We start from the raw sequence: 26,643 nt of genomic DNA, 5'->3' as shown, positions 1-26,643 counted from the left end.
GCTATATGAATATAAAAAAGAAATCTGTATTAATAATAGGAATGGGGAGATTTGGGAGATATTTAGCCACTAAATTTGCAGAACTAGGCAATGAAGTGATGGTTGTAGATCAATTAGAAGAAAGAATAAGTGATTTATTACCCATCGTGACAAGTGCTCAAATTGGTGATTGTACAAATATTGAAGTGTTGCGTTCATTTGGCGTTTCGAACTTCGATATTTGCTTTGTTTGTATGGGATCTAACTTTCAATCTTCTATGGAAATAACTTATCAGTTAAAGGAGTTAGGAGCACCTTATGTAATTGCAAAGACCAATAGGGAAATGCATGAAAAATTTCTTTTACGCAATGGGGCAGATGAAGTGGTCTACCCCGAGAAGGAAAGTGCAAATAAGGCAGCGGTAAGATTGAGTGCTGGTAATGTGTTTGATTATGTTGAATTAACACCTGAGTACTGTATTTTTGAAATACCACCTTTAAATTCATGGATTGGTAAAACCATTGCTCAGGTAGCTGTTAGAGTTAAATATAAGATTAATGTACTTGCTACCAAGTATAATGATCGAGTATTTCCTTTACCAGGTGCAGACCATGTATTTAAAAAAGAAGAACATTTAATTGTTGCAGGTAATAGAGTAGACATAATGAACCTATTAAAGAAATTCTAGCTAAAGGACTGTGATACAATGGATTAGTGGAGGTGATCTTATTAACAAGAAAAAACAAATTCACATAATCTATATGATAAAACTTGCCTTAATTATAGCTATATCCACCATTTTATCACTATTTTTAGGTAGTGTTGGTATCGGAAAAGAAAGTATTATTATGGTGTTTTTAGTTGGAGCATTGATTGTAACTGTCACCACAAAGGGGTATTTTTACGGCATATTTGCAGCTATCGGAAGTGTGCTCATATTCAACTACTACTTTACAGTACCAATCCATACATTGATCACTTATGACAGTAATGATGTCATACTAATGGTATCATTTTTATGTGTATCTCTGGTATCGGGAACAATGACTAAACGATTTCAAAAACAATTGCAAATTTCTCAACAAAACGAGCATACTGCAAGGCTTCTATATCGAATCACAGAAAGTTTTGTAAATATTACTGGTCAAAAGAATATTATCATGAAGGGCATCAATTATATTTATGAAAATACCGGCTACAACAGTAGGGTATTACTATCAGAACCCGGTGAAGTCTATGTTGATGAAAGCAAAGAATTCACAACTGATAAAATGATGGAAATTCCAATAAGAGGTCTAACCAAGCAGCTTGGTGTCATGCAGGTTGCCTACTCGAAAGAAAGATTTACCTTTGAACATGAACTTCTTATTAAGACCGTTGGGACTCAAATGGGACTGTCACTTGATAGAGAGCTTATTTATAATGAACGTGAAAATATTCGTATCGCCATGGAACGAGAAAAAATGCACAGTAACTTACTTAGAGCTATATCCCATGATCTTAGAACGCCATTAACAGGTATTGTTGGTGCCAGTGGTGTTATACTTGAAAACTTAAATCAGTTAGAGAAATCTAGTATTGAAAGCCTTGTTTCTGATATTAATGAAGAAGCCATTTGGTTAAATAGTCTTGTAGAAAACATTTTAAACATGACTCGTATTTACGAAGGGAAGCTGGTCATAGAAAAAAAATATGAGGTTGTTGATGACGTGGTTTCTGAGGCAATTAATCATGCCAATAGCTTTGCCAAGACAAGAAGCATATTTGTATCCATGCCTGATGAAATTGTGACAGTATTAATTGATGGAAAACTAATTGTTCAAGTGCTGATCAATTTATTAGACAATGCCATTAAGCATACGGAGGATCATTGTAGTATATTTGTGAATGTGTATATAGAAGATGATATGGCAGTTTTTGAAGTGGCAGATAACGGAGATGGGATTGATGAAAGTATTCATAACTCATTGTTTGATAGCTTCGTAACAATTTCTAGTAAAATTATAGATAATAAAAGAGGAATGGGACTAGGGTTATCTATATGCAAAGCCATCGTAGAGGCCCACGGAGGAACTATAACTGGGGGGAAATCCACTGAAGGGGGCGCATTATTTAGCTTCAGACTACCACTGACAGGAGGAGAATAATGGAAGATAACTTAAAATTATTAATTATTGAAGATGATAAGTATATATTAAACTTCATCTCTCTTTCCTTAAAAACAAGTGGTTATGCCTTTGAAACCGCCAGAACGGGTCTTGAGGGGATGTCACTATTTTATAGTCATCATCCGGATATCATATTACTTGATTTGGGGCTGCCAGATATAGATGGGATCGACGTGATTAAATCAATTCGTATGATTTCACAGGTACCGATCTTAATTGTATCTGCTAGAGGCCAGGAGAATGAGAAGATTGCTGCCCTAGATGAAGGGGCAGATGATTATATCACAAAGCCCTTTCATATGGGAGAGTTAATGGCACGTATTCGTGTTGTGCAGCGAAAGCTAAAAAAGGCAATGCAGCCTGAGAACATTGAGATATTTCAGATGGATTACTTAACTATTGACTATGAAAAGAGGATCGTTTTAGTTGACAATAATGAGGTTCATGTAACGCCCATTGAATATAAACTACTGCTACTTTTGGTGGCCAATAAAGGTAAGGTCCTCACCCACAATTATATTTTAAAGGAAATATGGGGATACGGTGAGACTGGTGATTCAAAGTCAATTCGTGTTTTCATGGCAAACCTTCGAAGAAAGATCGAGAAGGATAAAGCATCCCCTCGTTTTATTTTGACAGAGGTTGGAGTTGGTTACCGCTTTGCAAATGATTAGATGAAAATAGATAAAATAATTCTAATGGGGAGCAGAAAGCATATGAAGAAAAAAGAGAATGTCAACAAAAATGCTTTCATAGAAGAAGTTAATGAACTGGTTTCAATGGGGATAATGGCAACTTTTCTAGGCTATCTATTTAACATTTTTGGAACATATATAGTTGATATAACTAAATCGATTGATAGTTTTCTTTTGAACATAGGAGTTGTATTGATTAGTTATTATCTTTTTCTATCAGTATATTATAAAGTCATGCAAGGTTATAAAGTAAAATCATGTGACAATGTGAAGTCCACTGACCTATTGGACATGGTTGGTTATGTGTTTTTTATTATTCCATTACTTGTACATGCTTTGATATTTGGTGTTAAGGGATACCATGGTGGCATAATCATCTTAATTATATACCAGTTACTTTCGCTTGTTTATTCCAATTTACTAAAAAGTAGTGAAAAATGAAGCTTAACATTAAGCAAATTAGAAAGGATACCAGTATGAAGGATTTTCTTGTGATAGGTTGCGGTCGGTTTGGCAAAAGTATTGCGATCTCTTTATCAAATAGAGGAAGTAACGTAACAATTATTGATATTAATGAAAAGATAATACAGCAATTATGCGATAAGGTTAGGCATGCAGTAATCGGAGATGCCACTAACTCAAATAATTTAGAAATATTAGAAATCGAAAAATATGATGCGATCATTGTAGCCACTGGAACTGATGTGGAGGCTTCGGTAGTGATTACTGAAACCTTACAGGACTTAGGAGCTAAATACATTATTGTTAGAGCCCTACACAATGCACATGCAAGGTTGTTGGAGCTTACAGGAGCTGATCGAATTGTTTTTCCACAAAGAGATATGGGTGTTAGGCTAGCCCATAATCTCAATTCAAATACCTTAGTAGATTACCTTGAGCTATCACCTGAATATAGCATTATGGAAGTTGAAGTGTTGTCTAAATCGGTAGGGAAAACACTGATAGATCTGAATTTTAGGTCTAAATATCAAGTAAATATAATGGCGATCAAAAGTGAAGAAAAAATAAATTTAACGCTTTCAGGTAATGATGTGATCAAAAAAATGATATCTTAGTGGTGATTGGTCACAAAAATGATCTGAAGAAGCTAAAAAACTAAACAAATGATTTAAAGAAATGGCTAGTGGGCTAGTATCCGCCAAAGTCAATGGACTAAACCTTTTATACTATCTGAAGTATCTCTTTGAAGAGTTGCTCTAGACCTTTCTTTTAAGTGGCATCTATAATAATAATAGGTAGTTAGGTTTACAATGTATGGACACCAGAGGATGACATCACAGGACCATAGATCTGCAAGGGAAGTGATTTTCTTCTCTTGCTTTTTTAATACTGTAGAAAATTAAGGGTGTTGAAAACAGTCTTCTCACCCTGAAGATAGACCCTAGGTAAAACTACCTCTATGTAACGTTAGTTGAGGGATGGGACCACAGATAAGTCCTGGTTGGCACAGTCTACCGGTACCTTCATTAAATCTAAGAGAGGTAGGAGGTAGTCTGTGCCAGTAAGGGCTTAATAGAATAGCTGAAAATAAGGGCTGAAAAGAATGACCCGGTGACTGGAACGGTTTACGAAATATGACTTGAATGGTTTCTAATGACTGGATAGATTCCATTGATAGGCAGTCTGTAGAGAAGGAAATTTATTAAACAGACATACTTTAGAACAAATGGAAGCTAAACATAATAAGTTCTTCAAATGTCCTGGAAAAACGATATGCAAGAACGGAGCTAGATAAGCGAAGATTAGGAGAACTGATTGACATCATCTCCACAATTAAATTACATACAAAGGATGAGAAGGATCTACTCGGTCGTGTCTATGAATATTTTCTCGGTAAATTTGCTGCGGTAGAAGGTAAGGGCGGAGGCGAATTTTACACCCCCTCATCTGTTGTTAAAACCCTAGTTCAAATGATCGAGCCCTTCAAAGGTCGCATCTATGATCCTTGCTGTGGTTCCGGGGGAATGTTTGTCCAAAGTGAAAAGTTCGTAGAAGAAAACCAAGGAAAACTGACAGACCTTTCTATTTATGGAGAAGAACTGAATTCAACCACATGGAAGCTGTGTAAAATGAACTTAGCCATCCGTGGACTTGATGGTAATATTGGGCCAGAACATGCAGACACCTTCCATAATGACCTTCACAAAAACATCAAGGCGGATTATATTCTAGCTAATCCACCCTTTAATATCAGTGATTGGGGCGGTGAACACTTAACCGAAGATGTAAGATGGACCTATGGCACGCCACCAGCAGGAAATGCCAACTATGCATGGCTTCAGCACATGGTCTATCACCTCTCACCAAATGGTGTGGCAGGAATTGTTCTTGCCAATGGTTCCCTAAGCTCCAATACCTCTAATGAAGGACAAATTAGAAAAAGTTTACTAGAAGAGGATTTAGTCGATTGTATCGTAGCTATGCCTGATAAGCTTTTCTTTCCACAGGTATTCCTGTATCTCTTTGGATATTAAATCGAAATAAAAAGGGAGATATAAAGCATAGAAGTAGAGCAGAAGAAGTGCTATTTATTGATGCTAGACACCTTGGCACCATGGTGGATAGAAGACATAGAGAACTCTTAAATGAAGATGTTGAAAAAATTACGGAAGTCTATCATCAGTGGCGAAACTTGGATAGTGGGGAATCGAGTACTTTGAATGGAGAATTACAGAATGAAGAGCATATGTTACTTGTGGCTGAAGACAAGGAAACCTATGATGGCTACAAGGATATAAAAGGCTTTTGTAAATCCGCTACAATAGAAGAAATTAGAGCGCATGAATATGTCCTTACCCCTGGACGATATGTGGGGATAGAAGATGTTGAAGGTGATGGAATCCCCTTTGAAGAAAAGATGAATAACATGACCAGTGAATTAGCAGAACTCTTTGCCAAGTCTCGCCACCTAGAGGAGGAAATTAGAAAGAATCTTGGGGGGATTGGGTATGGGATATAGCTTGGAAGAGGTAGCAACGTTTCAAAAAGGATTTGCTTTTAAGTCAAAAGATTTTATTGATAAAGGAACAAAATTAGTTAAAGTATCGAACCTAACTGATGATTCAGTAAATGCGAACGAGTGTGTTAATATAGATGAAGGCCAGGCTCAAAATTACAATAAATACTCATTGGTAAAAGATGATATTATTATTACAACTGTTGGGTCATGGCCTACTAATCCAACTTCAGTAGTAGGAAAAGTAGTTAAGGTACCCGATGAATTGAATAATAGTTTACTAAACCAAAATGCTGTACGTTTAAGGGGTAATGAAAAAGTTGTTCAAAACTATTTGTATTATTTACTTAAAAGTAATGATTTTAAAGAATACATTATTGGAACAGCCCAAGGGAGTGCAAATCAGGCTAGTATTACGCAAAAAGATATCAAAAGTTTTAAATATGAAATACCTAACAAACCATTACAAAAATCCATCGCCCACATCCTCACCACCCTAGACGAAAAAATCGAAGTCAACAACCAAATCAACAAAAACCTTGAAACCATGGTACAGGCCATCTTCAAACAATGGTTTGTAACTTTGAATTTCCTAATGAAGAGGGAGAACCTTACAAATCTAGCGGTGGAGAAATGGTTGGAAGTGAGCTTGGGATGATTCCTAAGGGATGGGAAGTTGGCTGCATTAGTGATATTGCAATAAATAAAAAATAGCGGTTAAAGCCGATAATATTTGTAAAAGTGAAAACTATATTGGATTAGAACACATTCCACGCAAAAAATTAGCACTTGATTCATGGGAAATAGCATCAGAAATTGGAAGTAATAAATATAGATTTAATACTGGTGATATATTATTTGGGAAGTTACGGCCTTATTTTCATAAAGTTAGTGTGGCTCCTGTTGATGGAGTATGCTCTACAGATATTTTAGTAGTAGAAACAAAGATAGAAAAGTATTACTCGTATTTAGTTATGAAATTATTTTCTAAAGAAATAGTTGACTTTGCTACATCGGTATCTACGGGAACTAGAATGCCAAGGACTAATTGGAATGATATTAGTGGCTATGTAATTGTACTACCTATTGACCCAATTCTCGATCAATTTTCTAAAATTGTTTTACCAATATTAAAAAGTTTTGAAAAATCTATTAAGGAGAACACGTCTCTCTTGAATATTCGTGATACCCTACTACCCAAACTCATGTCAGGAGAAATCAGAGCACCCCTTGAGTCAGAAGGTGATGCATCATGAAGTTTGGATTTAGGATACCTAGCCTAAAGAAACGAATCTCCGCTAGAACAAGTCTTAAAAGGCAAGTGGTCCATCGGGCAGGAATCAAGATGCCTAAGGGATATGGATGGGTAAGGGACCCGAAGAAATATGCCTATAACAAAGTGTATAACAAAACATTCTTTGATGTGTTTAAACTACTAAAGAAGCTGTTTAAATAGCTTTTTTAGTAAGGAGGGATTATGTGAAAAAAGAAAACTCAGAAATATTAATGTTTCAAACTGAAGATGGAAAAACGAAAATTGAAGTCTCCATGAATGAAGAGACAGTATGGCTAACCCAAGCTCAGATGTGCGAATTATTTCAAAAAGGGAAATCCACTATTAGTGAACATATATCAAATATATTTAGAGAAGGTGAACTGCATCAAGAATCAGTTGTTCGGGAATTCCGAACAACTGCTATAGATGACAAGGAATATAAAGTAAAGTATTACAATCTTGATGTTATCATCTCAGTAGGGTATCGAGTGAAATCTCATCGAGGAACGCAATTTAGAATATGGGCTACACAAAGATTAAGGGAGTATTTAATAAAAGGGTTCACCATGAATGATGAACTTTTGAAGAATGCCGGCGGAGGAAATTACTTCGATGAGTTACTGGAAAGAATTCGGGATATTCGTTCATCTGAAAAAGTTTTCTGGAGAAAGGTATTGGATATTTATGCCTCCAGCATTGATTATGAACCAAAGGCTGAAACTTCAGTGTTGTTTTTTAAAACGATACAAAATAAAATGCATTGGGCAGCCCATGGACATACAGCAACTGAAGTTATTTATCAAAGGGTAGATGCAGAAAAACCATTTATGGGAATGACTAATTATAAGGGAAATCAACCTACTAAAGCTGAGGTAATAACAGCTAAAAACTACTTGAATGAAGATGAGATTAATATTTTGAACCGTATCGTCACGGCTTATTTAGAATTTGCAGAGTTACAAGCTTTAAGAAAGAGGCCGATGTATATGGAAAATTGGATTGAAAAATTGGATGACTTTCTTAAAATGACAGATAATGAAATTTTAGAACATGCAGGGAAAGTAAGTTATGAACAAGCTAGAGAAAAAGCTCAATTAGAATATGAAAAATATAAAGAAAAAACAAAGGATAGATTATCTACAGTGGAGAAACACTTTTTAGATACTATTGAACATACAGAAAAGCAGATAAAGAAGTTGAAAAAGAAATAAACAAAAGGGAAGGGGATTCTTTGAGTTTACATGAAACCTTCACGGAGGATTTGCTAGAGGAAGCAGCCATAGAGATACTAGGGGAACTTGGCTATGAATATCGTTTGAGACCTGACATTGCCCATGATGGAGAGGCCCCAGAGCGTAACGATTATAAAGAAGTGATCTTAGAATATAGGGTAAGGGAAGCCCTATTTAGAATCAACAAAGACATTCCAAGGGAAGCCTTGGAGGATGCCTTTAGACAGGTGATTACTTTTAGCAATCCTTCCTTGGTGGAGAACAACAGATATTTTCATAGGCTTCTGACGGAGGGAATTGAAGTAAGCTTTAAGGAGAAGGATCTCATTAGAACAAAGAGAGCCTTTTTAATTGATTTTAAAAACAAAGATAAAAATCACTTTTTAGTGGTAAACCAACTCACCATACAGGGGATTGAAAACAGAAGACCAGACCTCATTTTATTTATTAACGGACTCCCCCTGGTGGTGGTAGAGCTCAAATCTGCCTCCGATGAAAACGTAGGGATTGAAAGTGCCTATAACCAAATTCAAACCTATAAAAAAGATATCGAGGGCTTATTTAACTACAATGCCCTATGCATTCTTTCTGATGGCATTAATGCTAAAACAGGAACATTTTCTTCTAATCTTGAGTGGTATATGAACTGGAGAAGTGAAGATGGTGTCAATATCGCTCCCCTAACCATGCCTCAATATGAAACCCTATTTAAAGGGATGCTGGCAAAGGAAAGAATATTAGATATTATCTCTAACTCAACTTTCCCACCCCTAAACGGGGCTTAAAGTACTGTGAAATCAAACGTTTCTACGAAATTAATATGTGTATAGACACTAAAAGGCACCTCAATCTAATAAAATGTAACTACCAAGAAAACATTTTAAAAATCCAGATAAGAGAGGTGCATACCACAATAATTGATCATTATGACTCATGTAAAAAGACTAAAAATGCTTTACTACACTCTTTGAAAACATGAAAAATTGCTCAACTGCTTAGAAAATCTGGGATTTGCAAAACTCAAGGCTCATCAGTTTTTAAGGTTTTCCGTTTTTTGATTCTTTTAGTCTTTCAAGGCAAGAACCTTTCTCGTGGCGACGATTTTTATCGTTTGTTGATTTAAGGTGGGAAAGTTGAGTTATTAAAAGTTCCAATATGATGGATAAAATATATAGATAATATCTATTGGTTATTAGATATACCTTAGTGTATCATGTACATGGTAAGGAAAATATTTTATGGGGGAATGAAAAGATGAAAAACAAATCACTAAAATTAATTCCTATTCTACTGATATTATCATTAGTATTAGTAGCATGTGGACAAGCACAAGAGACAGGAACAAATGAAAATCCAATGCAATATATGGGAGTAGAAGAATTAAAAACATCTATAGAATCAGGATCAGATGATTACATTATTCTAGATGTAAGAAAAGTAGAAGATTATAACACAAGCCATATAGCTGGTGCTTATACTTCAGATCAAGACGCTGCCAATAAAGGTGGAGATGATGCAACAGGGATAGCAAATTTAAAAAACACACTTCAAGAGGCAACAGGAAGTGAAGTTGGTAATGCTGAAGATAAATATGCCTTAGTTTGTTATTCTGGTAAATCATATGCACAGAAAGCAACAGATCTAATGATAGAGATGGGAATTTCAAAAGATCAAATCTATACAGTAGAAGGCGGTATGACAGCTTGGGAAGAAGGCGGAGACGACTATAAAGAGCTTTTAGAGTAATTGATATAAATAACGATCTTTTATTAGCACTATCATACAAAACAGTTACCTATCTCTATAGCTGGGTAGCTGTTTTTACTTTTAGAACGTCTCTAACCCTCGAAAATAGAGTAGTAGCTGGAATGTTTTTGTGATTGAACTTAAACAAATTAAGAGTGTATATCAATAATCTATACATAGACCATATGCTATAAAAAATTCGAATGTTACTTTAATTGACCTAAAGGATAGTAAAGCCTATACTTTTATTGGGTGTTAAATTAACTACAAACTGGATAGGGGAAAATCATGAAAAAAAATAACTGTTCTTCAGAAACAGTAAAAAAAATGCAATTTATTTCTGAGCAGTGTATAGGAAGAACTAGTGATGATGGGAAGGATATCTGTAAACTGTGTATGAAGCAATGTAAAATGCTAAATGAATTCACCAGTGCTCCAAAGGAATTATTTGATCGTTTTTTGGAAGCTGATCATATAGACCCTATAATCCCTTACTCCTGTAATATGTGCAGTGACTGTACTTTAGTGTGTCCTAAGGACTTAGATTTAAAAGAAGCCTTTTTGCATATGAGAAAAGACATCGTAGAGGAGAACAAAGGCAAATCACCGCTGAAAGGACATAAAGGTATAGAAATGCATCAAACATTAAGTTTCGCTAAAATGTTTAATACTACTAAAGAAAGCAAAGTAAATAAGAGGCCTAAGGAAGAGAAACAAGTTAAGCGGGTCTTTATGCCGGGCTGTAGCTTGCCTTCCTATAAACCAGAGTTGGTTGAATCTATATTAGTGCATTTACAAGATAAACTGTCTGGTATGTCATCTGTTTTAAAGTGCTGTGGTAAACCAACCTACTTATTGGGGCAGGAAGAACTGTTTCATGAAAGGTATGGGAGCCTACAGGCTGAGTTTGATGAAATAGAAGCAGATGAAGTGATTGTTGCCTGTCAAAATTGCTATAATATGGTGGGTGAATATAGCCCTAATCAAAGGGTGGTTTCCCTTTGGAGTCTTTTGCCGGAGATTGGACTGCCGGAAGGAGCACTAGGTGTGGGCAAGGAAAGTGACCTGACCTTTGCAATTCATGATTCCTGTCCAACACGCTCTGTCCCAGAGATTCATACTGGGGTTCGCTGGATCATGGACCAACTAGGATATGAAGTGGAAGAACTAGAAAAATCCAAAGAAAACACTACCTGCTGTGGAATGGGAGGAATGGTAGGGGCTGCAAACTTTCCTCTGGCTCAGCAGGTAATGACAGAGCGTGCCTCCCAAGCATCATCTCAACACATGGTAGTTTACTGTGCTTCTTGCCGGGATGCCATGCTGATTGGAGGAAAAAAGGCTCTCCATCTTTGGGATCTAGTATTTGGAGAGACCTATACCAGTAGCAGTTCCTTTGACATCAAACCCCATAGACCTTTCACCAACTGGAAGAATCGATATAAATCTAAAAAATGTATTGAAAAAACCTATGAGGGAGCACCTGGGGGACATTCCAAATGAGAGATTGATTAAAGATAGTATATTAAGAGGATGAAAGTAACTCCAAGGAAAGTAGGCAGTAAAATTAAAAGTAGGAGGGCTTGTATGAGTAATAGTAAAAGTAGCAGAGGTCAAAAAGTAATCGTGTTAGGTATTCTGTTGATTGGATTGATAGGTTACTTTACAATTCCAAGATTCAATGCTTTAATGAATCAGATTTTCCAAATGTTTGCTTCAGGAGACTTTGAAGTGGTGAGAGCGTTTGTTAGTTCTTATGGGCCTTTTGCCATGCTGATCTCTACTCTGTTGATGATTCTAGCGGTGGTTTTTCCGCCACTACCGGCATTCATGATCACCTTTGCCAATGCAAATTTATTTGGTTGGTGGCAGGGGGCTCTACTATCTTGGGTGAGTGCCATGGCAGGGGCTGCCGCAGCATTCTACTTAGCTAGGCTGTTTGGTCGAGAATTTGTGGAAAAACTGACAACCAAGACTGGTCTTAGTCAGGTGGATGAATTCTTTGATGCCTACGGAAAACAAAGTATTTTAATCGCTCGCCTGCTTCCATTTCTTTCTTTTGGTGTTGTAAGTTACGCTGGGGGTCTGACACCACTCACATTTGGTACGTACTTTATGGCAACTGGAATCGGGCAGACACCTGCAACGCTGATCTATTCATATGTAGGTGGGATGCTGACCGGTGGTGCCAGAATGTTTGTGACAGGGTTACTGATTATCTTTGCGATATCAATATTGGCCAGCATCATTCATGGTATTTATCGAAATAGACAAAGTAAAAATAGAGACACTGTTTCTGTTGAAACAGGTGCTGTTATTAATGATTGCAGTAGTACTAAAGGAACAATTAACCCCAAAGAAAGTGGAAGAAAAATTTAGATAATTACTGTTATGTAATAGAACTAAAATGATATGATACGAGGAGTAAAAAGATGATAGATACTAAATGTCGTGCTAAATTTCAGCCAATATTTAATATGATGGCAAAGCAACTAGTTATGCTTAATATAACACCTAAGTCAATTACTTGGCTAGCTTTTGGAGTAGGAACTCTGGCAAGTTTCTTTGCGGCAGGAGGTTGGATGATTTCTAGTATTCTATCCCTTTGGTTATCAGGTTTACTAGATGTATTGGATGGTACCGTGGCGAGACTTACAGGAAAGACTTCAAAGGGTGGTGCCTATATGGATTTAATTTTAGATAGAATGGTAGAAGCTATCTATATACTAGGCTTTACCTATAGATTTCCACAAGCTAATTATGCCTATTTTCTTTTTTATATTGTGGTAATTTTCAATTTCACTACTTTTATCGTTGCAGGTGCTCTATTTGAAAACAACGGGGTTAAGAGTATGCATTACGATATCGGTATTGCAGAGAGAACAGAAACTTTTATCGTATTTACTTTAATGGCACTACTGCCATCCTATATTTTTCCAATTTTAATGACCTTCAATGCGATTATTTTAATGACTGGCATCATTCGCTTTAGAGTAGTACTGAAGTATTGTAAATCAATGGAGTGAGTATAGATCCCTTAGCAGAACCACAATTAAGCACATGGGGGATGTCTTAAAACATGGAAGTAATAAAGACGTGTTAAGAAAGAGGGAGGGTTCGAAATGATAAAGGGGAAAAAGACTATTATGAGAAAAATAATTTTATTTTTATTGATAGCTGGACTTATTTTTAACTTAGCAGGATGTAGTCAGGAGGCTGTTGTGGCCGGTGGAAATGAAGATCTACTAGAAAAAAGCTGGAAAAGTATTCTAGAGGAAGCTGAAGGAACTGAAATAAGCTTCTATGGTTGGGGTGGCAGTCAAATGACTAATGACTGGTTAGACAATTTCTTAGTTCCTCGATTAAAGGAAGAGTATAACATTACCTTAAATAGAGTGCCTATGGATATAGACCAAGTTTTAAATAAGCTACTGGGTGAAAAACAAATGAATGTTACCGGTACAGCAGATGTCATTTGGATCAATGGGGAGAATTTCTCCACAGCTAGAAGTAATGATTTGTTGTATGGTCCCTTTACTCATAAATTACCTAACTTCAACCAATATATCGATGCTGAATCGGTAGAAGTAAAATATGACTTTGGGTTTCCGGTAGAGGGCTATGAAGCACCCTATGGAAAGGCACAATTTGTTTTAGTTTATGATGAAGCAAGGGTAGAACAAGTACCAAAAGGACATGAGGAATTAATGGAGTTAGTGAAAAACAATCCAGGAAAATTCACTTATCCAGCACCACCGGATTTTACAGGTAGTGCCTTTATTAGAAATATCATTTATGATATTGTAGGGTATGAACAATTTATCACCATGGAAGCAGACAAAGAAGTCATCGCTAAGGCAATTCAACCTGCCATGGATTATTTAAAGGAACTAAAGCCTTATCTATGGAGAAATGGTGAAACTTATCCTGCTACGATCGCACAGTTAGATAACATGTACGCAGATCATGAGGTTTTTATGAGCATGAATTACAACCCCAATGAAGCAGCTGCAAGAATTAAGACAGGGGAATTTCCACGGACAACCAATACATTTGTATTTGAAAAGGGTACCATAGGAAATACTCACTTTTTAGCAATTCCTGATAATGCACCTAATAAGGCTGGGGCACTGGCGGTGATTGACTTTATATTAAGTGTAGAAGCCCAAGCTTCTAAATATAATCCAGATAACTGGGGAGATCTTCCGGTTTTAGACAATACTCGATTAAGTGATTCAGAAAGAGTGATTTTTGATGATATTCAAATCGGTGAAGGCGCTTTGCCACAGCATATTCTACTAGATCATAGAGTTCCTGAAATGCCCGCAAATTTTGTTCCGATTATTGAAGAAATATGGATGGAAAACATCCTGTAAAGGGTGAGGGAAGTTGAAGAAAACAATCAAGCCGTATATCATGTTACTGCCAGCTATGACGATTTTTTTTGGGATATTTGTAGCTGGGTTAAGCATGACATTTTTACAGAGCTTAGGATACTTTCCTGCAATTGGCTTGCGGGAATTTACTTTAAATCATTATAAGGAAGTATTAACAGATCATGGCTTTTTAACTTCTTTGAGATTTAGTCTTTGGATTGCATTTGTATCCTCTAGTATTTCAGTGGTTTTAGGCGTTCTACTGGCGTATTCCATTGTAAATAGTAAGCATAAAAAAGGATTGGAAGAGATAGTCTATAAGCTTCCTGTTATTGTTCCCCACGTGGTGGCAGCTCTATTGGTGTATAATATTCTAGGGCAAAGTGGTATTCTAGCAAGAATGGCTTACGCATTGGGGGTTATTAGCCAACAGTCAGAATTTCCAGCCTTATTATTTGATAAAAACGGTATTGGCATCATATTGGCTTACGTATGGAAGGGAACGCCATTTATTGCTATGGTGGTCTATACTGTATTAAGTAATATGAACAATAAGCTTTCAGAGGTAGCTTTAAATCTTGGAGCCACCAATAAGCAAGTGTTCTGGCATGTGTTAATCCCCCTAACCATGCCTTCAATTTTTTCTTCCTTTATTATTATTTTTGCCTTTTCATTTGGAGCCTATGAGGTACCCTTTTTAATAGGACCTACAGCGCCTAGAGCATTACCAGTACAAGCCTATGCTGAGTATATGAATCCTGATTGGAGTCACAGACCTTATACAATGACCATTAATATGGTGCTAACGTTTATTTCTTTTTTATGTATATGGGTTTATTACAAGATCTTTAAGCTGCTAAATAAATATAATGGGTGAATATAAAATGAACAAGAGAAACAGGACATTATCTAGTTTTATTATGCATATTATGATTCTTTTACTGATTCTGCCGCTACTGGTTTTGGTGGCCTGGAGTTTTTCAAAGAGTTGGCCTTGGCCAAATCTATTCCCTCGGGAATTTGGCCTGCGGGGGATTTTACATGTCTTGGATCCCTCCAGCAGAGCACTGAAAAGCCTTCTTCTTAGTATTCGGCTTTCTTTGGTTGTGACGATTGTTACCTTAATCATAAGTATTCCAGCGGCTAAGGCATTGGGTGTATACAATTTTAAAGGGAAACAGTTTATAAAAATGTTGGTGTTAGCCCCTATTATTGTTCCTCCGGTGGCAGTGGGTATGGGTATTCATTTGACCTTTATTAGATTAGGATTGGCAAATCGTTTTACAGGGGTGGTGTTGGTACACCTCATACCTTGTTTACCCTATGGCATTAGAATACTGACGGATGTCTTTGAAATCATAGGGGAATCAATGGAACAGCAAGCAAGGGTACTGGGGGCTAATTCTATTCAAACCTTTACAAACATTACATTGCCTCTCATTGCCCCGGGTCTCATTTCTGCTGGCAGCCTTGTTTTTATTGTTTCCTTTAGTCAATATTTCTTAACTTTTTTAATCGGTGGGGGCAGGATTATAACCTTTCCTATGATGATGTTCCCTTATATTCAAAGTGGGGATCGGATGATGGCTTCAGCCTATAGTATGGTATTTATTTTAGCTACTTTAGTTGTGTTAATTATGATGGAAAAGGCCATCAAGTCCTATTACAGTGCCAAAAACTATTTTTATCTATAGAGAAGTACCTTGTGAGAACAAAGGAGAATAAAGGATGTCACAAATTCAATTACAGCAAATTTATAAAAGCTTTCAAGATAAAAAAATATTAAATGATATGAACCTATCCATTGAAGAAGGAGAAATGATTTCACTGCTGGGTCCTTCAGGTTGTGGAAAAACAACAACACTAAAAATTATTGCAGGGCTAATGGAACCAGATCAAGGAGATATATTGATTAACAATCAGTCGGTTTTGAACATACCAGTTGAAAAAAGAGGCGCAGTCATTGTATTTCAGGACTATTTACTGTTCCCTCATTTAACTGTGGAGGGGAATATTGAGTTTGGGCTAAAAATGGCAAAGGTAGATAAGAAAATTAGAAAAGAAAAAGTGAAGGAAATGCTGAGCTTAATGGAGCTTGATGGGCAGCAACATAAATATCCAAATGAACTATCTGGTGGACAGAGACAAAGAGTTGCCCTTGCCAGGGCCTTGGCAGTGGAACCAAAGGTATTGTTGCTGGATGAGCCATTTTCTAATTTAGATTTACGATTAAGAGAAACAATGCGGGAATTTGTTTGTTCAATACAAAGAAAACTAAAGATTACCACTATTTTAGTAACCCATGATAAGGACGAAGCTTTAATGACCTCTGATAAAATTGCCATTATGCTAGAGGGAGAAATTAAGCAATATGGAACACCCTTGGAACTATATAAAAAACCAATTTCTGAAGAAGTGGCAAACTTCTTTGGTGAAACCAACTATATAATAGGTAAAGTAGAGGATGGAATTTTCAAAAGTCCCTTAGGGAATTTTAGAACAACCCTTCAAAACACAGTAAAATTAAAAGCCATGATTAGACCGGAAGAAATAGAGGTTGTACCTGAGTACCAAGAAGCGAATACAAAAGGGATCATCACCCGAAGTCGTTACGCGGGAGACAGAATGCACTATCGGATTTCCTTAAAGGGGATGGAGATTAAATCCATTAGTACAGCAAAAGAAATTTTTGATGTTGGTGAAGAGGTTTCCTTGAGGATCGATTCTAAAAGCATGATTTTTTATGAAATTTAAAATAGTAAATAAGGTTTTTGACCTCAATGATTTCCATTATTATCTCTGTTATTAATGAAGAGAATCAATAGTAAGAAAAGTGTTTTGTAAAAAGCAAGTGGCATGTCATTAATAATACAGAAGTTAACCCCCATTAAAAAGAGTAATGATATGGATTAAGAGTATTAATAAATTCAATTAGACAGCTTATGAAGATTGATGATAAAATAACAAATTCATATTAAACATTACCTAGGAGGGAAAAAATGCATAAAATATCTAAATTGATGGTATGTGTACTTATAATAACTAGTTTGGCTTTGTACAGGATGTAGCAGTGACATATCGGTTGATAATAATTCTGATGTGGGGACAGATGAAGTGAATAAAGAAGAGGTGGCAGTGATTCAAGCTATAACCACAGAGGAGTTGCAGGAGAAATTAGAAGACAATGATTGGATAGTTGTAGATACTAGGATAAACGATGCTTATATTGGGTGGGCATTAGAAGGAGTAGCCAGAGGCGGACATATTAGAGGTGCAGTTGATTTTTCAGCAAACTGGATTAGAATGGAAGTAGAAGGTCAAGATAACCTATTGCAGGACGTTCTAAAGACAAAAGGAATTACATCTGATAACAATGTAGTACTTTATGATGCTAATGGTGAAGATGTTTCAATAGTGGCAGAATATCTTGTACAGCAAGGTATAGAGAATATATATCGTTATGATGTTAAAGAATGGGCCATGGATGTGGAACTACCTATGGAAAGTTATCCTAACCATCATCTTGTGGTGCCAGCTTCATGGATTAGTGAATTAATTGAAAATGGAAACAATGGAAAATCGTATAAAATATTTGAAGTTAGTTGGGGTGACGTTTCAGAAGATTATTTGAATGGACATATACCAGGTTCAGTGCATATTAATACAGATGATATAGAAGAATGCTCTATATGGAATCGTCTGTCAGATTCAGAATTAGAAGAGTTCGCTAAAAACTATGGGATAACGGTTGACGCTACAGTAGTACTTTATGGAAGTGACTCTACACCAGTCTTTAGAGTAGCCACTATATTAAAATATATGGGAATGGAAGATGTAAGGGTATTAAATGGAGGTTTTGTTGCTTGGGAAAATGGCGGATATTAAATAGAAACAGAAGAAAGAGAAAAGCAGCCTGTGGAAGCATTTGGAGCAACAGTACCAGTAAATAAAAACTACATTATAGATTTACCTGAAGCAAAGGAAATACTCGCTGATCAAGAGCGTAGTAAATTAGTGGATATTAGAAGTTGGGAAGAATATATCGGAACTACTTCAGGGTATAGCTATATAGAAGGAAAGGGTAGACCTGCAGGAGCAGCTTGGGGTCATGATCTAAATAATTATAGAAATATTGACAACACAATGAAAAATGCAGCAGAGATTAAATCAATGTGGAATGAGTGGGGAATATCACCAGACCAAAGATTGTCATTTTTCTGTGGTACCGGATGGAGAGCAGCAGAGGTCCTTATTTATGCAGAAGTAATGGGCCTAGAAAATATATCTCTTTTCGATGGAGGATGGAATGAATGGCAGGATGATGCAAGTAACCCAATTGAGTTAGGAGAGTCAAATTAAAGAAATATGATTAATGAATAGACAATAGATATTGTCAGGATGTTAGTAAACCCACTAGTTTTGATAATCTAGTGGGTTTTGTCTAGTTAATAGAAGTTGATATTATCATTTTGCTATATTTATAAAATGAGCATGAATAAATAGTCTTTATATGGAATATGAGTTGAACAACTATTTTCATATTCTAGAAAGGATGGTAAATACAATGAAAAAAACTTTGCAAGCATAGTAATGTAAGCGTCAATTAGAACCCACATGTCAATCATCATAAAATCATGAGATAATACTTCAAAAGGAGGTCTCTCATGAATAGGGAAGAAAAAACAACTATGTGGCTTGAACGTATTGAATCATATAAATCCCGCCAGGGATCCGCTACAGACTGGTGCGAAGAAAATAATATCAGTCTTTCCACTCTAAGATACTGGATGACAAAGTTTAGTAGAGAAAACAAGCAATCTTCTAATTTAAATAAATGGTTGCCAATTGAAGTTACAAGTTTACCTAAAAATTCTCAGCACGAATCAAACTCCAGTGGGGTTCGTATCCATATTGGACTGGCGTCCATTGAAATCTCTTCAGACTTTGACCCGAAAACCCTAGAAACTGTTGTTGGGATCCTATCTGAAAAATGCTAGGAAAAAGTACTGCCCACAAAGTCTACCTTTCACTTGATCCAACGGACCTTCGTAATCAATCGATGGCCTGGCTCTCATCGTACAGGAAAGCTTTAAACTCGATCCCTTCTCTAGGAGTCTATTTGTCTTTTGTAATCGCAATCAGGATAAAATTAAAATCCTAGAGTGGGATCACAATGGATTTTGGCTCCACTACAAGCGTCTTGAAAAAGGTCGGTTTAAGTGGCCAGATGGCACCAAGGGTAAATCAATTGCCATAGATGAACGGGAACTTAGATGGTTATTAGATGGATTAAATATTCATCAACAAAGTGCTCATAAAGAAGTCTTAGAGCGAGTAATAATATAATCTTAAAAGTATTGAAAATCCGTATTTTTTTTCGTTTTACCTCTTTTTTTGTCCTAACAAAAATGGTATAATAGATGTATGAAAACCATTGAAAATCCAACAATAAAACAACTTAATAATGAAGATAAATCCTTAGAATTATTAGAGAATAAGTGTGTCCTTCAAGAACAACAGATCCAAGAGCTCACTGCAAAAGTGACATGGTATGAGGAGCAAATTCGAAAAGGTGCTCAGAATAAATATGGTGCTTCCAGCGAGAAAACTCCAAAGGATCAGCTTTCCTTTTTTAATGAAGCAGAGAAAGCCATGCGTCCTAATCTTGAAGAACCCGTTCTTGAGGAAATCACTTACAAAAGAAGTAAATCTAAAGGCTTAAATAAGGATACCATGGCAGATCTTCCGGTAGAAGTAATCGAGTACACACTTCCAGAAGATGAGCAATTTTGCCCTGAATGTGAAAATCCACTGCACACCATAGCAAGGAAATTCGTAAGGAGTTAACGGTTATTCCAGCTCAAGTGAAGGTAGTTGAGCATGTTCGTCATGTATATGCCTGTAGATGTTGCCAAAGGGATAATGAAAAAACACCAATTATCACAGCCAAAGCACCTAATGCTGTTTTACCAGGGAGTTTTGTGTCACCTTCCCTTATGGCCTTTGTAATGAATCGGAAGTATGCAGAAGCCATTCCACTTTATAGACAAGAGCAACAGTTCATAAACTTCCGTATTGATATCTCAAGGCAAAACCTTGCCAATTGGATGATACACGGAGCCAACAAGTGGCTCAAACCAATCTATGATTCTTTGCATAAGAGACTTGTTGAAGAATCATTTTTACACATAGATGAGACCACACTGCAGGTGCTTAGCGAAGATGGAAAGGATGCAAAGAGTAAATCCTACATGTGGCTTTATGCTACTGGGAAATACAGCCTTCTTATTTTCCTCTATGAATATCAGCCATCAAGGTCCGGGAAGCATCCTAAGGCTTTTCTTGAAGACTTCAAAGGAGTTATTCAGACCGATGGATATCCAGGATATAACCAGGTTGAGGATGTCTCCATCATGGGTTGCTTTGCCCATGCAAGAAGGGGCTTTGTGGATGCATTGAAATCTTTACCCAAAGATGCAAATACCACCTCTACCCTGGCAAAAGAAGGTCGTGATTACTGCAATAAGCTTTTTCATATTGAACGCTCATTTTCAGAGTTAACATCTGAAGAGCGATACATAGCACGCCTAGAACAAAGCAAACCCGTTCTTGAGGCTTTCTTGGTGTGGCTAAATGAAAAGAAACCAAAAGTTCTTCCTAAAAGCGGACTTGGTAAAGTCATAAATTACTGTCTCAATCAATGGTCAAAGCTCGAAACATTTCTTGAAAACGGTGAGATTGAATTAAGTAATAATCGAGCAGAAAGAGCAATAAAACCATTTGTTATCGGAAGAAAAAATTGGTTGTTCAATAAATCACCCCATGGTGCAGCTGCAAGCGCCATTATTTATAGTATCGTTGAAACAGCTAAAGCCAATCACCTAAGTCCATTTCATTATCTTGAATACCTATTTGAAAAATTACCGAACATAGATATTAGCGATCCAAATCAAATAGATGAACTTCTTCCTTGGTCAGATTCAATCCCTGACTCCTGTAAGGTGCCATCTAAAAATTGATTATTGCGTCCATATCTTTGTCAAGGTGTGGGCGTTTTGACGCTTACGAAAGAATGTATTGAAGAGCCTGTAGGGAATCCTTTATATGTAGAATAAATTGGACCGGGATCTATATCTAAAATCATATAGACCAGTAACAGACCTTCATGAAGACATGGCAGCAGAGCAAAAGGCCAGATCTGTTTATGAGCATTTAATTAACTTAACAGACGCCCCAGGCTTAAAGGATACTTTAAGATTCCTAAGGGAAAGGGAGTAGTACATTTACAACGCTTTGGTGAAGCATTAAGGATTGTGCAGGAATATCAGCAGGATTTTTGTTCTTTAATAGGATTAGAGTGTCGAAAGCCTATATATAAAAATGAACTATATGCACCTGATAATTTAATACAAACACCATTATTTATGTAAATTTGATATAATTAGATTAATATAACTAATTGAATGCTTTGTATAGTGTTCATGCTATAGAAGAAATAAGAAATATATATTATTACATTTTGGAAGTATATAAGATATCAGGGTTAAGTGAAGCTGCACATTAAAACGTATGGAAGACAGCAATGTATAGAGCTTTATATTAAATCTAATGGTGTTGGATTATTTAGAATTAAAATATAATATGTAGCGTTAACTTGATAGAAATGTAAGGTGAAGAGTAAAAATATTCCGTGCCATTTTTTGAAAAAAGTACCCTAAAGTTAGCAATTGGCACAAAAAAGCAAAAATGATAAACATTGAAATTAAAGTGGTTAGACATACTTACCCATAGTTGAAAATAGTAAGAGCCACAACTTCGAATCTGAAGGTCGGGGGTTCGAATCCCTCAAGGCGCGCCAAACAAAAGCCTGTAATCGTAATGATTACAGGCTTTTATCTTCTTTAGACAAAAGGTTATAGGCCAAGTGACTACTGACGATAGGTAATTATATTAAAAAATTTCAATGAAAGTAGGGAAAGTAAAATTATACCATTAACCATACAAATCCTACGCGGTGAGTGAAAAAGCATAGAAGTTTATTAGTATTTGACTATTTTGTCGATATATGTCGTGTGAAGTTTAGGGAAATTTAGTGAATTAATAAAGGAAATGATATGTTTAAATATAATTTATATGATAGAGAGATAATCTGTTTAGGTACATATAACAAAACAAACATATTAAATCAATGGGATGTTATTGAATATTGATTATGAGAAAGGATTTGAATAACCGTGAAAATTAATCTGAACGAGCTTTTATTATCATTTTCATTATTATTAGACATAGCTGAGAATAGACCATTTCAACATTCCAAAAGAGTCGCTTATATCGCTATGCAAATAATTCTTAAACTAAAGAAAACAGAGTTCTTGAGTTTAACCTTTCAAGCAGCAATACTACATGATATTGGAATGACTCATTCAATTCTACTAAATGGAAGAGAAATATTTTATAAGGAAGAAACCGTCTCAGTCACTTCTCATTCTAAAACGGGATACGAAATTGTAAAAGCACTACCAATTGAAGATGAAATTGCAGAGATCATAAAATATCACCATGAAAGATGGGATGGTTCGGGAGTAGAAAAATATAAAGAGGATGAGATTCCATTTTTAGCACAAGTGGTCGCATTAGCAGATTATGTTGAGTTGAATTATGATCGAAGGCAGGATAACCTTCACTATCGAAACGAATTCAGAAGTATGTTAGAAAAAGAAAAAGGTGTAAGATTTAATCCTGAACTGACTGATGTATTATTGACGTTACTTCAGCAGGAAAAATTATGGTTAGACCTGGGAGTTTATGATATTCATTCTTTATTATTACCCTTGATACCAACTCAAGCCATTAAAATTGGTATAGATGAATTAGAACAAATCTCTAAAGCCTTCGCAGTGATTATTGATAAGAAGAGTGCATTTACTCACCACCACTCAGAAATGATCTCAGATAGAGCTTATAAAATGGCTAAGGCATTGGGCTATGATGAATTGAAGTGTAGAAAAATGAGGATTTCTGGATACTTACATGATGTTGGTAAACTCATCATTTCTAACGAGATATTAGATAAGCCAGAAAAGCTTACCAATGAAGAAATGATGGTTATAAAAAAACACCCTTATTACTCGAAGTTCATATTAAAACAAATAAAGGGGTTCGAAGAAATTGCTGAATGGGGACCTAACCACCATGAAAACCTGCTAGGAACAGGTTATCCAGAAGGTCTTTCGGGAGAAATGTTTACGGAAGAAGCTCAGGTCATGGCTATTTGTGATATCTATCAGGCATTAATTGAAGATAGGATTTATCGAGCTGGTATGTCCAGGGAAAGAGCACTAGAAATCTTAAGTCAGCTAGTAGATAAGGGTTATTATAAGAGGTATATTCTTGAACATTTCATCGAAATAAATCATGTATAAGCAGGGAGGAACCTCATTGGAAAAAGAAGAATTATTTCAATGCTTGGAAAGTTGTAGGATGCTACCTATGCCATCAAAGGAAATAAGTGAAATTTTAAATATACTTAATAATCCCTTGGAATTAGATATTGATGACCTGGTTGAGAAAGTCAATAAAGTAGATAAACTTAATGATTTAATGATTCAAAACTTAAACACAGGATATTTTAGAACCAATAAAGAAATCTCCACAATCAAAGAAGCGATTATTTACCTTGGTATGCAAACAGTACAAAATCTTTTGATATTTTTTATTACTATTCAACTTTTTTCAAGTGTGTCAGAAAAAGAAGCCGTGAAAAGGTCATTTAGTATGAAACATTATTTTAAACATGTATTAGGAACATCCTTAGCCAGTAGTATGTTAGCATCTGAACTGAAAATTGGTGATAAATACAAACTCTTTTCGTACGGATTGATACATGATATTGGTATTGCTGTACTGGACACATGTGTTCCTGAAATACTAGATGATGTAACACTAAAGCTTCAGACGGGAGTACATCAGATCATTGCAGAAAGATCGTTTTTAGGGGGGTGACCCATTCAGAGGTAGGCGCCTGGCTTTGTGAAAAGTGGAATATACGTGCAGATATTGTTGATATTGTGGCATTTCATCATACTCCCTTTTTATCGAAGACAATGACAGATGAGTTGAAACTGATACATTTGGCAGATGTGATTAGCACAATTTACTATGAAAAGCTTTTGGGTGTAAACATTAATCATAACTTAAATACACGACTAATGGAATCATTAGGGGTAACCAGAGAGATGATGGATAAGATCGGTAATCAGTTGCCGGATGAAGTTGAGAAAGCAAATTATCACTTTGTATTAGATGTATAAATGATGATTGCTAATTAAATACCTAAATAGAGTCAATCTCATTTAAGTTCCGAAGTGAGTTGACTCTTTTAGACAAGAGTATTTAGACAAGAGTTAGACAAGAGGAGTTAGACAAGAGGGACGGTTCTTGTTGACGTATAGATGAAATGGGAAATACATGATGAACAAGATGAGAGAATACAAAATGTGATTGCTGATATTGCAGATGATGATATGGAACTATATCAAACATAGAGCAAATATCTTATAGGAAAATTGGAATTCCCGTTTGAAGCAGAAGTCAATGAATATCAAGAACCTAGTTGTTTTATCCAGCAAGGTGATAAATTAAAGGTGATAAAAGTGGAAAGTGAAGAAGATTTATACTGGATCATAGTGGAAGTTAGATTTGACAGATTTAAAAGCTATTTTCCTTTATGTGATTTAAAAGCGTTATATTTAGATGATGATGGTAAAGTAGCTTTATATGATTATAGGGTGTGGTTTGCCAATAGATAGAATATTTATATACTATAAAGGGCATCTGCTTAGGTAGGTGCTTTTATACTTAATTACCTCACTTTATCTTAGTAATACAAAGGAATATTCAGTGCTACAGAGACAAAGTAATGTCCTTTAAGATATTGACCTTGTGTCTTTCTTGTATGGTCAAAGTACTTAGCATAACAATCAAATTTATTGCCATATTTTGATTGAAGAGTATCATCGAGTGTTATAAATAAGGTACTCCTTCTTAATTCTTCTGGTATCAAGACTAAGGCGATAGGAACTGTGGTGGTGGTTAGAGCTCTATTGGAAATTTTCAATAAGATAAAAAGTAATATACTGAATTCAGCACCTTGTTGGTGTGTTTCTTGACAAAAAAAGCCTTGAAACTGAAACTATCAAGGCTTTTGTAATAAGGTGGGTTTATGCTAGTGTAAAGAAGGTCTAGTTCATTTGATTAGGATCGGTTGGCTGATTAGGGTCATCAAAGCTTGGTGGAACAGGGTTTGGAGATTCAAAATGTCTATCTGGTGAGGATAGATCAAAATAAAGTTTTGAATCAGAGGTCACTCCGAAATCTCTATTAGAGCCCGTATCAGAAATTCTATTGAAGGCCTCCCTAAACATTGCATTATGGGCTTCTTCTCTGTTTAATAGAAAATCAATTGTTTCCCTTACATACTTATCGTCAATTTGACGATAAAGATATTCATATACTACCTTCGCTCTTTGTTCAGCTGCAATATTAGATAATAAATCTGCTGCTAAGTCACCAGTTACATTCACATAGTCAGCTGTAAATGGAGCACCTGAAGCATTAACTAAATCGGGAGCTAGTCCTGTTAACACTTGATTTTGTATCTCCCCTAAAGATACATTTTCTACATTTAGATCATGTCCATTAAGTAAACTAATTGTTTGAGCCACCATCTCCATATGACTTAGCTCCTCTGACCCTATATCTAGGAATAAGTCTCTAATGGCAGGATCCTTAATACGGAAACTTTGGGATAGATACTGTAGTGCCGCTTTTAGTTCTCCATTAGCCCCTCCAAGTTGTTCTTGAAGTAGTGCAGCGTATTGGGGATTGGGCCCTTCCACCTTCACTTCTCGAAGCAATTTTTTATCATGTTTAAACATATGTAACACCTCCTAAAATAGTATCCTTATAAATTGAATTTTTTATACTAAAACTATAAAATGCTTGTTTTACTCAATCCCATACTTTCCATCTGTTTCTTGCTTAACATTTCTTTTCGATACATATATATTTCACCAACACCTCAAAGCTAATCAATCCCATGGTGTAACATAAGGCAGTAAAGCGCTTAAAAGAGAGCTTCTCTAGCAGCCTACATGCCAAGGGGACATTTTCTTAGGCTTTCAATATGGTTGGA

General features: G+C 35.9%; 28 protein-coding genes and 2 pseudogenes. 29 read left to right on the top strand and 1 reads right to left on the bottom strand.

What is annotated here, in order from left to right:
* Positions 1–5 precede the first annotated feature (5 nt).
* The 29 genes and pseudogenes from AMET_RS16255 (at position 6) to AMET_RS16135 (ending at position 25,258) form a co-directional block, all read left to right on the top strand.
* Complete coding sequence (locus tag AMET_RS16255; protein WP_012064403.1) at positions 6–668, top strand: potassium channel family protein; 663 nt, start codon at positions 6–8, stop codon at positions 666–668.
* A gap of 73 nt (positions 669–741) precedes the next feature.
* On the top strand, positions 742–2,127 hold the full coding sequence (locus AMET_RS16250) for a sensor histidine kinase (protein ID WP_012064402.1): 1,386 nt from the start codon (positions 742–744) through the stop codon (positions 2,125–2,127).
* Entirely contained in the window at positions 2,127–2,822 is a 696-nt protein-coding gene (locus AMET_RS16245) for a response regulator (RefSeq protein WP_012064401.1), read from the top strand. Before AMET_RS16250 ends, AMET_RS16245 begins: the two co-directional genes overlap by 1 nt.
* Complete coding sequence (locus AMET_RS16240) at positions 2,823–3,284, top strand: hypothetical protein (RefSeq protein ID WP_012064400.1); 462 nt, start codon at positions 2,823–2,825, stop codon at positions 3,282–3,284.
* Positions 3,281–3,919, top strand: a complete 639-nt coding sequence (locus AMET_RS16235) for a potassium channel family protein (RefSeq protein ID WP_012064399.1) — start codon at positions 3,281–3,283, stop codon at positions 3,917–3,919. The genes AMET_RS16240 and AMET_RS16235 overlap by 4 nt, the downstream gene beginning before the upstream one ends.
* Before the next feature lie 624 nt (positions 3,920–4,543).
* Positions 4,544–5,823 (top strand): annotated as a pseudogene (locus AMET_RS27395) (N-6 DNA methylase).
* Positions 5,813–6,478: a restriction endonuclease subunit S gene (locus AMET_RS26305; protein WP_049765297.1), complete on the top strand. Its 666-nt coding sequence runs from the start codon at positions 5,813–5,815 to the stop codon at positions 6,476–6,478. The pseudogene AMET_RS27395 and the gene AMET_RS26305 overlap by 11 nt, the downstream one beginning before the upstream one ends.
* Before the next feature lie 235 nt (positions 6,479–6,713).
* Positions 6,714–7,076 carry a restriction endonuclease subunit S domain-containing protein gene (locus tag AMET_RS16220; protein ID WP_049765296.1) on the top strand — a complete coding sequence of 121 codons (363 nt, stop codon included), beginning with the start codon at positions 6,714–6,716 and terminating at the stop codon, positions 7,074–7,076.
* Positions 7,073–7,276 (top strand): hypothetical protein, encoded by a 204-nt coding sequence (locus AMET_RS16215; RefSeq protein WP_012064398.1) that lies wholly within the window; start codon positions 7,073–7,075, stop codon positions 7,274–7,276. Before AMET_RS16220 ends, AMET_RS16215 begins: the two co-directional genes overlap by 4 nt.
* Before the next feature lie 23 nt (positions 7,277–7,299).
* Positions 7,300–8,307, top strand: a complete 1,008-nt coding sequence (locus AMET_RS16210; RefSeq protein ID WP_012064397.1) for a virulence RhuM family protein — start codon at positions 7,300–7,302, stop codon at positions 8,305–8,307.
* A gap of 20 nt (positions 8,308–8,327) precedes the next feature.
* Positions 8,328–9,113 (top strand): type I restriction endonuclease, encoded by a 786-nt coding sequence (locus tag AMET_RS16205; protein ID WP_012064396.1) that lies wholly within the window; start codon positions 8,328–8,330, stop codon positions 9,111–9,113.
* A 469-nt stretch (positions 9,114–9,582) separates the two neighbouring features.
* Entirely contained in the window at positions 9,583–10,074 is a 492-nt protein-coding gene (locus AMET_RS16200) for a rhodanese-like domain-containing protein (protein ID WP_012064395.1), read from the top strand.
* A gap of 288 nt (positions 10,075–10,362) precedes the next feature.
* Complete coding sequence (locus AMET_RS16195; protein ID WP_012064394.1) at positions 10,363–11,577, top strand: (Fe-S)-binding protein; 1,215 nt, start codon at positions 10,363–10,365, stop codon at positions 11,575–11,577.
* A gap of 84 nt (positions 11,578–11,661) precedes the next feature.
* Positions 11,662–12,453 (top strand): TVP38/TMEM64 family protein, encoded by a 792-nt coding sequence (locus AMET_RS16190; RefSeq protein ID WP_012064393.1) that lies wholly within the window; start codon positions 11,662–11,664, stop codon positions 12,451–12,453.
* A 53-nt stretch (positions 12,454–12,506) separates the two neighbouring features.
* On the top strand, positions 12,507–13,100 hold the full coding sequence (locus tag AMET_RS16185; RefSeq protein ID WP_012064392.1) for a CDP-alcohol phosphatidyltransferase family protein: 594 nt from the start codon (positions 12,507–12,509) through the stop codon (positions 13,098–13,100).
* A gap of 96 nt (positions 13,101–13,196) precedes the next feature.
* Entirely contained in the window at positions 13,197–14,450 is a 1,254-nt protein-coding gene (locus tag AMET_RS16180; RefSeq protein WP_012064391.1) for an ABC transporter substrate-binding protein, read from the top strand.
* 13 nt (positions 14,451–14,463) lie between these two features.
* Complete coding sequence (locus tag AMET_RS16175) at positions 14,464–15,327, top strand: ABC transporter permease (RefSeq protein ID WP_012064390.1); 864 nt, start codon at positions 14,464–14,466, stop codon at positions 15,325–15,327.
* Between the two features lie 7 nt (positions 15,328–15,334).
* Positions 15,335–16,144 (top strand): ABC transporter permease, encoded by an 810-nt coding sequence (locus AMET_RS16170; protein WP_012064389.1) that lies wholly within the window; start codon positions 15,335–15,337, stop codon positions 16,142–16,144.
* Positions 16,145–16,178: 34 nt separating this feature from the next.
* Positions 16,179–17,204: an ABC transporter ATP-binding protein gene (locus AMET_RS16165; protein WP_012064388.1), complete on the top strand. Its 1,026-nt coding sequence runs from the start codon at positions 16,179–16,181 to the stop codon at positions 17,202–17,204.
* A gap of 345 nt (positions 17,205–17,549) precedes the next feature.
* Positions 17,550–18,335 (top strand): rhodanese-like domain-containing protein, encoded by a 786-nt coding sequence (locus tag AMET_RS26595; RefSeq protein WP_049765295.1) that lies wholly within the window; start codon positions 17,550–17,552, stop codon positions 18,333–18,335.
* A gap of 30 nt (positions 18,336–18,365) precedes the next feature.
* Positions 18,366–18,809 carry a sulfurtransferase gene (locus tag AMET_RS26590; protein WP_012064386.1) on the top strand — a complete coding sequence of 148 codons (444 nt, stop codon included), beginning with the start codon at positions 18,366–18,368 and terminating at the stop codon, positions 18,807–18,809.
* Positions 18,810–19,114: 305 nt separating this feature from the next.
* Positions 19,115–19,447, top strand: a complete 333-nt coding sequence (gene tnpA / locus AMET_RS16155) for an IS66 family insertion sequence element accessory protein TnpA (protein WP_041720940.1) — start codon at positions 19,115–19,117, stop codon at positions 19,445–19,447.
* Positions 19,448–19,505: 58 nt separating this feature from the next.
* Positions 19,506–19,796, top strand: coding sequence for an IS66 family insertion sequence element accessory protein TnpB (gene tnpB, locus AMET_RS27390; RefSeq protein WP_083761104.1), 291 nt, complete (start codon positions 19,506–19,508; stop codon positions 19,794–19,796).
* 78 nt (positions 19,797–19,874) lie between these two features.
* Positions 19,875–21,469, top strand: a pseudogene (gene tnpC / locus AMET_RS16150) (IS66 family transposase).
* A 97-nt stretch (positions 21,470–21,566) separates the two neighbouring features.
* A complete protein-coding gene (locus AMET_RS27480; RefSeq protein ID WP_330368603.1) occupies positions 21,567–21,728 on the top strand; it encodes a manganese catalase family protein in 162 nt (53 codons plus the stop codon).
* A gap of 956 nt (positions 21,729–22,684) precedes the next feature.
* Entirely contained in the window at positions 22,685–23,872 is a 1,188-nt protein-coding gene (locus AMET_RS16145) for an HD-GYP domain-containing protein (protein WP_012064385.1), read from the top strand.
* 16 nt (positions 23,873–23,888) lie between these two features.
* Complete coding sequence (locus AMET_RS26955; RefSeq protein WP_198135355.1) at positions 23,889–24,452, top strand: HDOD domain-containing protein; 564 nt, start codon at positions 23,889–23,891, stop codon at positions 24,450–24,452.
* Positions 24,449–24,760 carry an HDOD domain-containing protein gene (locus tag AMET_RS26950; protein WP_049765293.1) on the top strand — a complete coding sequence of 104 codons (312 nt, stop codon included), beginning with the start codon at positions 24,449–24,451 and terminating at the stop codon, positions 24,758–24,760. Before AMET_RS26955 ends, AMET_RS26950 begins: the two co-directional genes overlap by 4 nt.
* A gap of 246 nt (positions 24,761–25,006) precedes the next feature.
* Complete coding sequence (locus AMET_RS16135; protein WP_083761025.1) at positions 25,007–25,258, top strand: calcium-binding protein; 252 nt, start codon at positions 25,007–25,009, stop codon at positions 25,256–25,258.
* A 432-nt stretch (positions 25,259–25,690) separates the two neighbouring features.
* Here AMET_RS16135 and AMET_RS16130 read toward each other — a convergent pair whose 3' ends face one another.
* On the bottom strand, positions 25,691–26,386 hold the full coding sequence (locus AMET_RS16130; protein WP_012064383.1) for a manganese catalase family protein: 696 nt from the start codon (positions 26,384–26,386) through the stop codon (positions 25,691–25,693).
* Positions 26,387–26,643 lie beyond the last annotated feature (257 nt).

Source organism: Alkaliphilus metalliredigens QYMF (assembly GCF_000016985.1).
GTDB classification, from domain to species: Bacteria; Bacillota; Clostridia; order Peptostreptococcales; family Natronincolaceae; genus Alkaliphilus_A; species Alkaliphilus_A metalliredigens.
The sequence above is the reverse complement of the archived record's forward strand: the minus strand, read 5'-3'. Positions and strand labels throughout refer to the sequence as shown.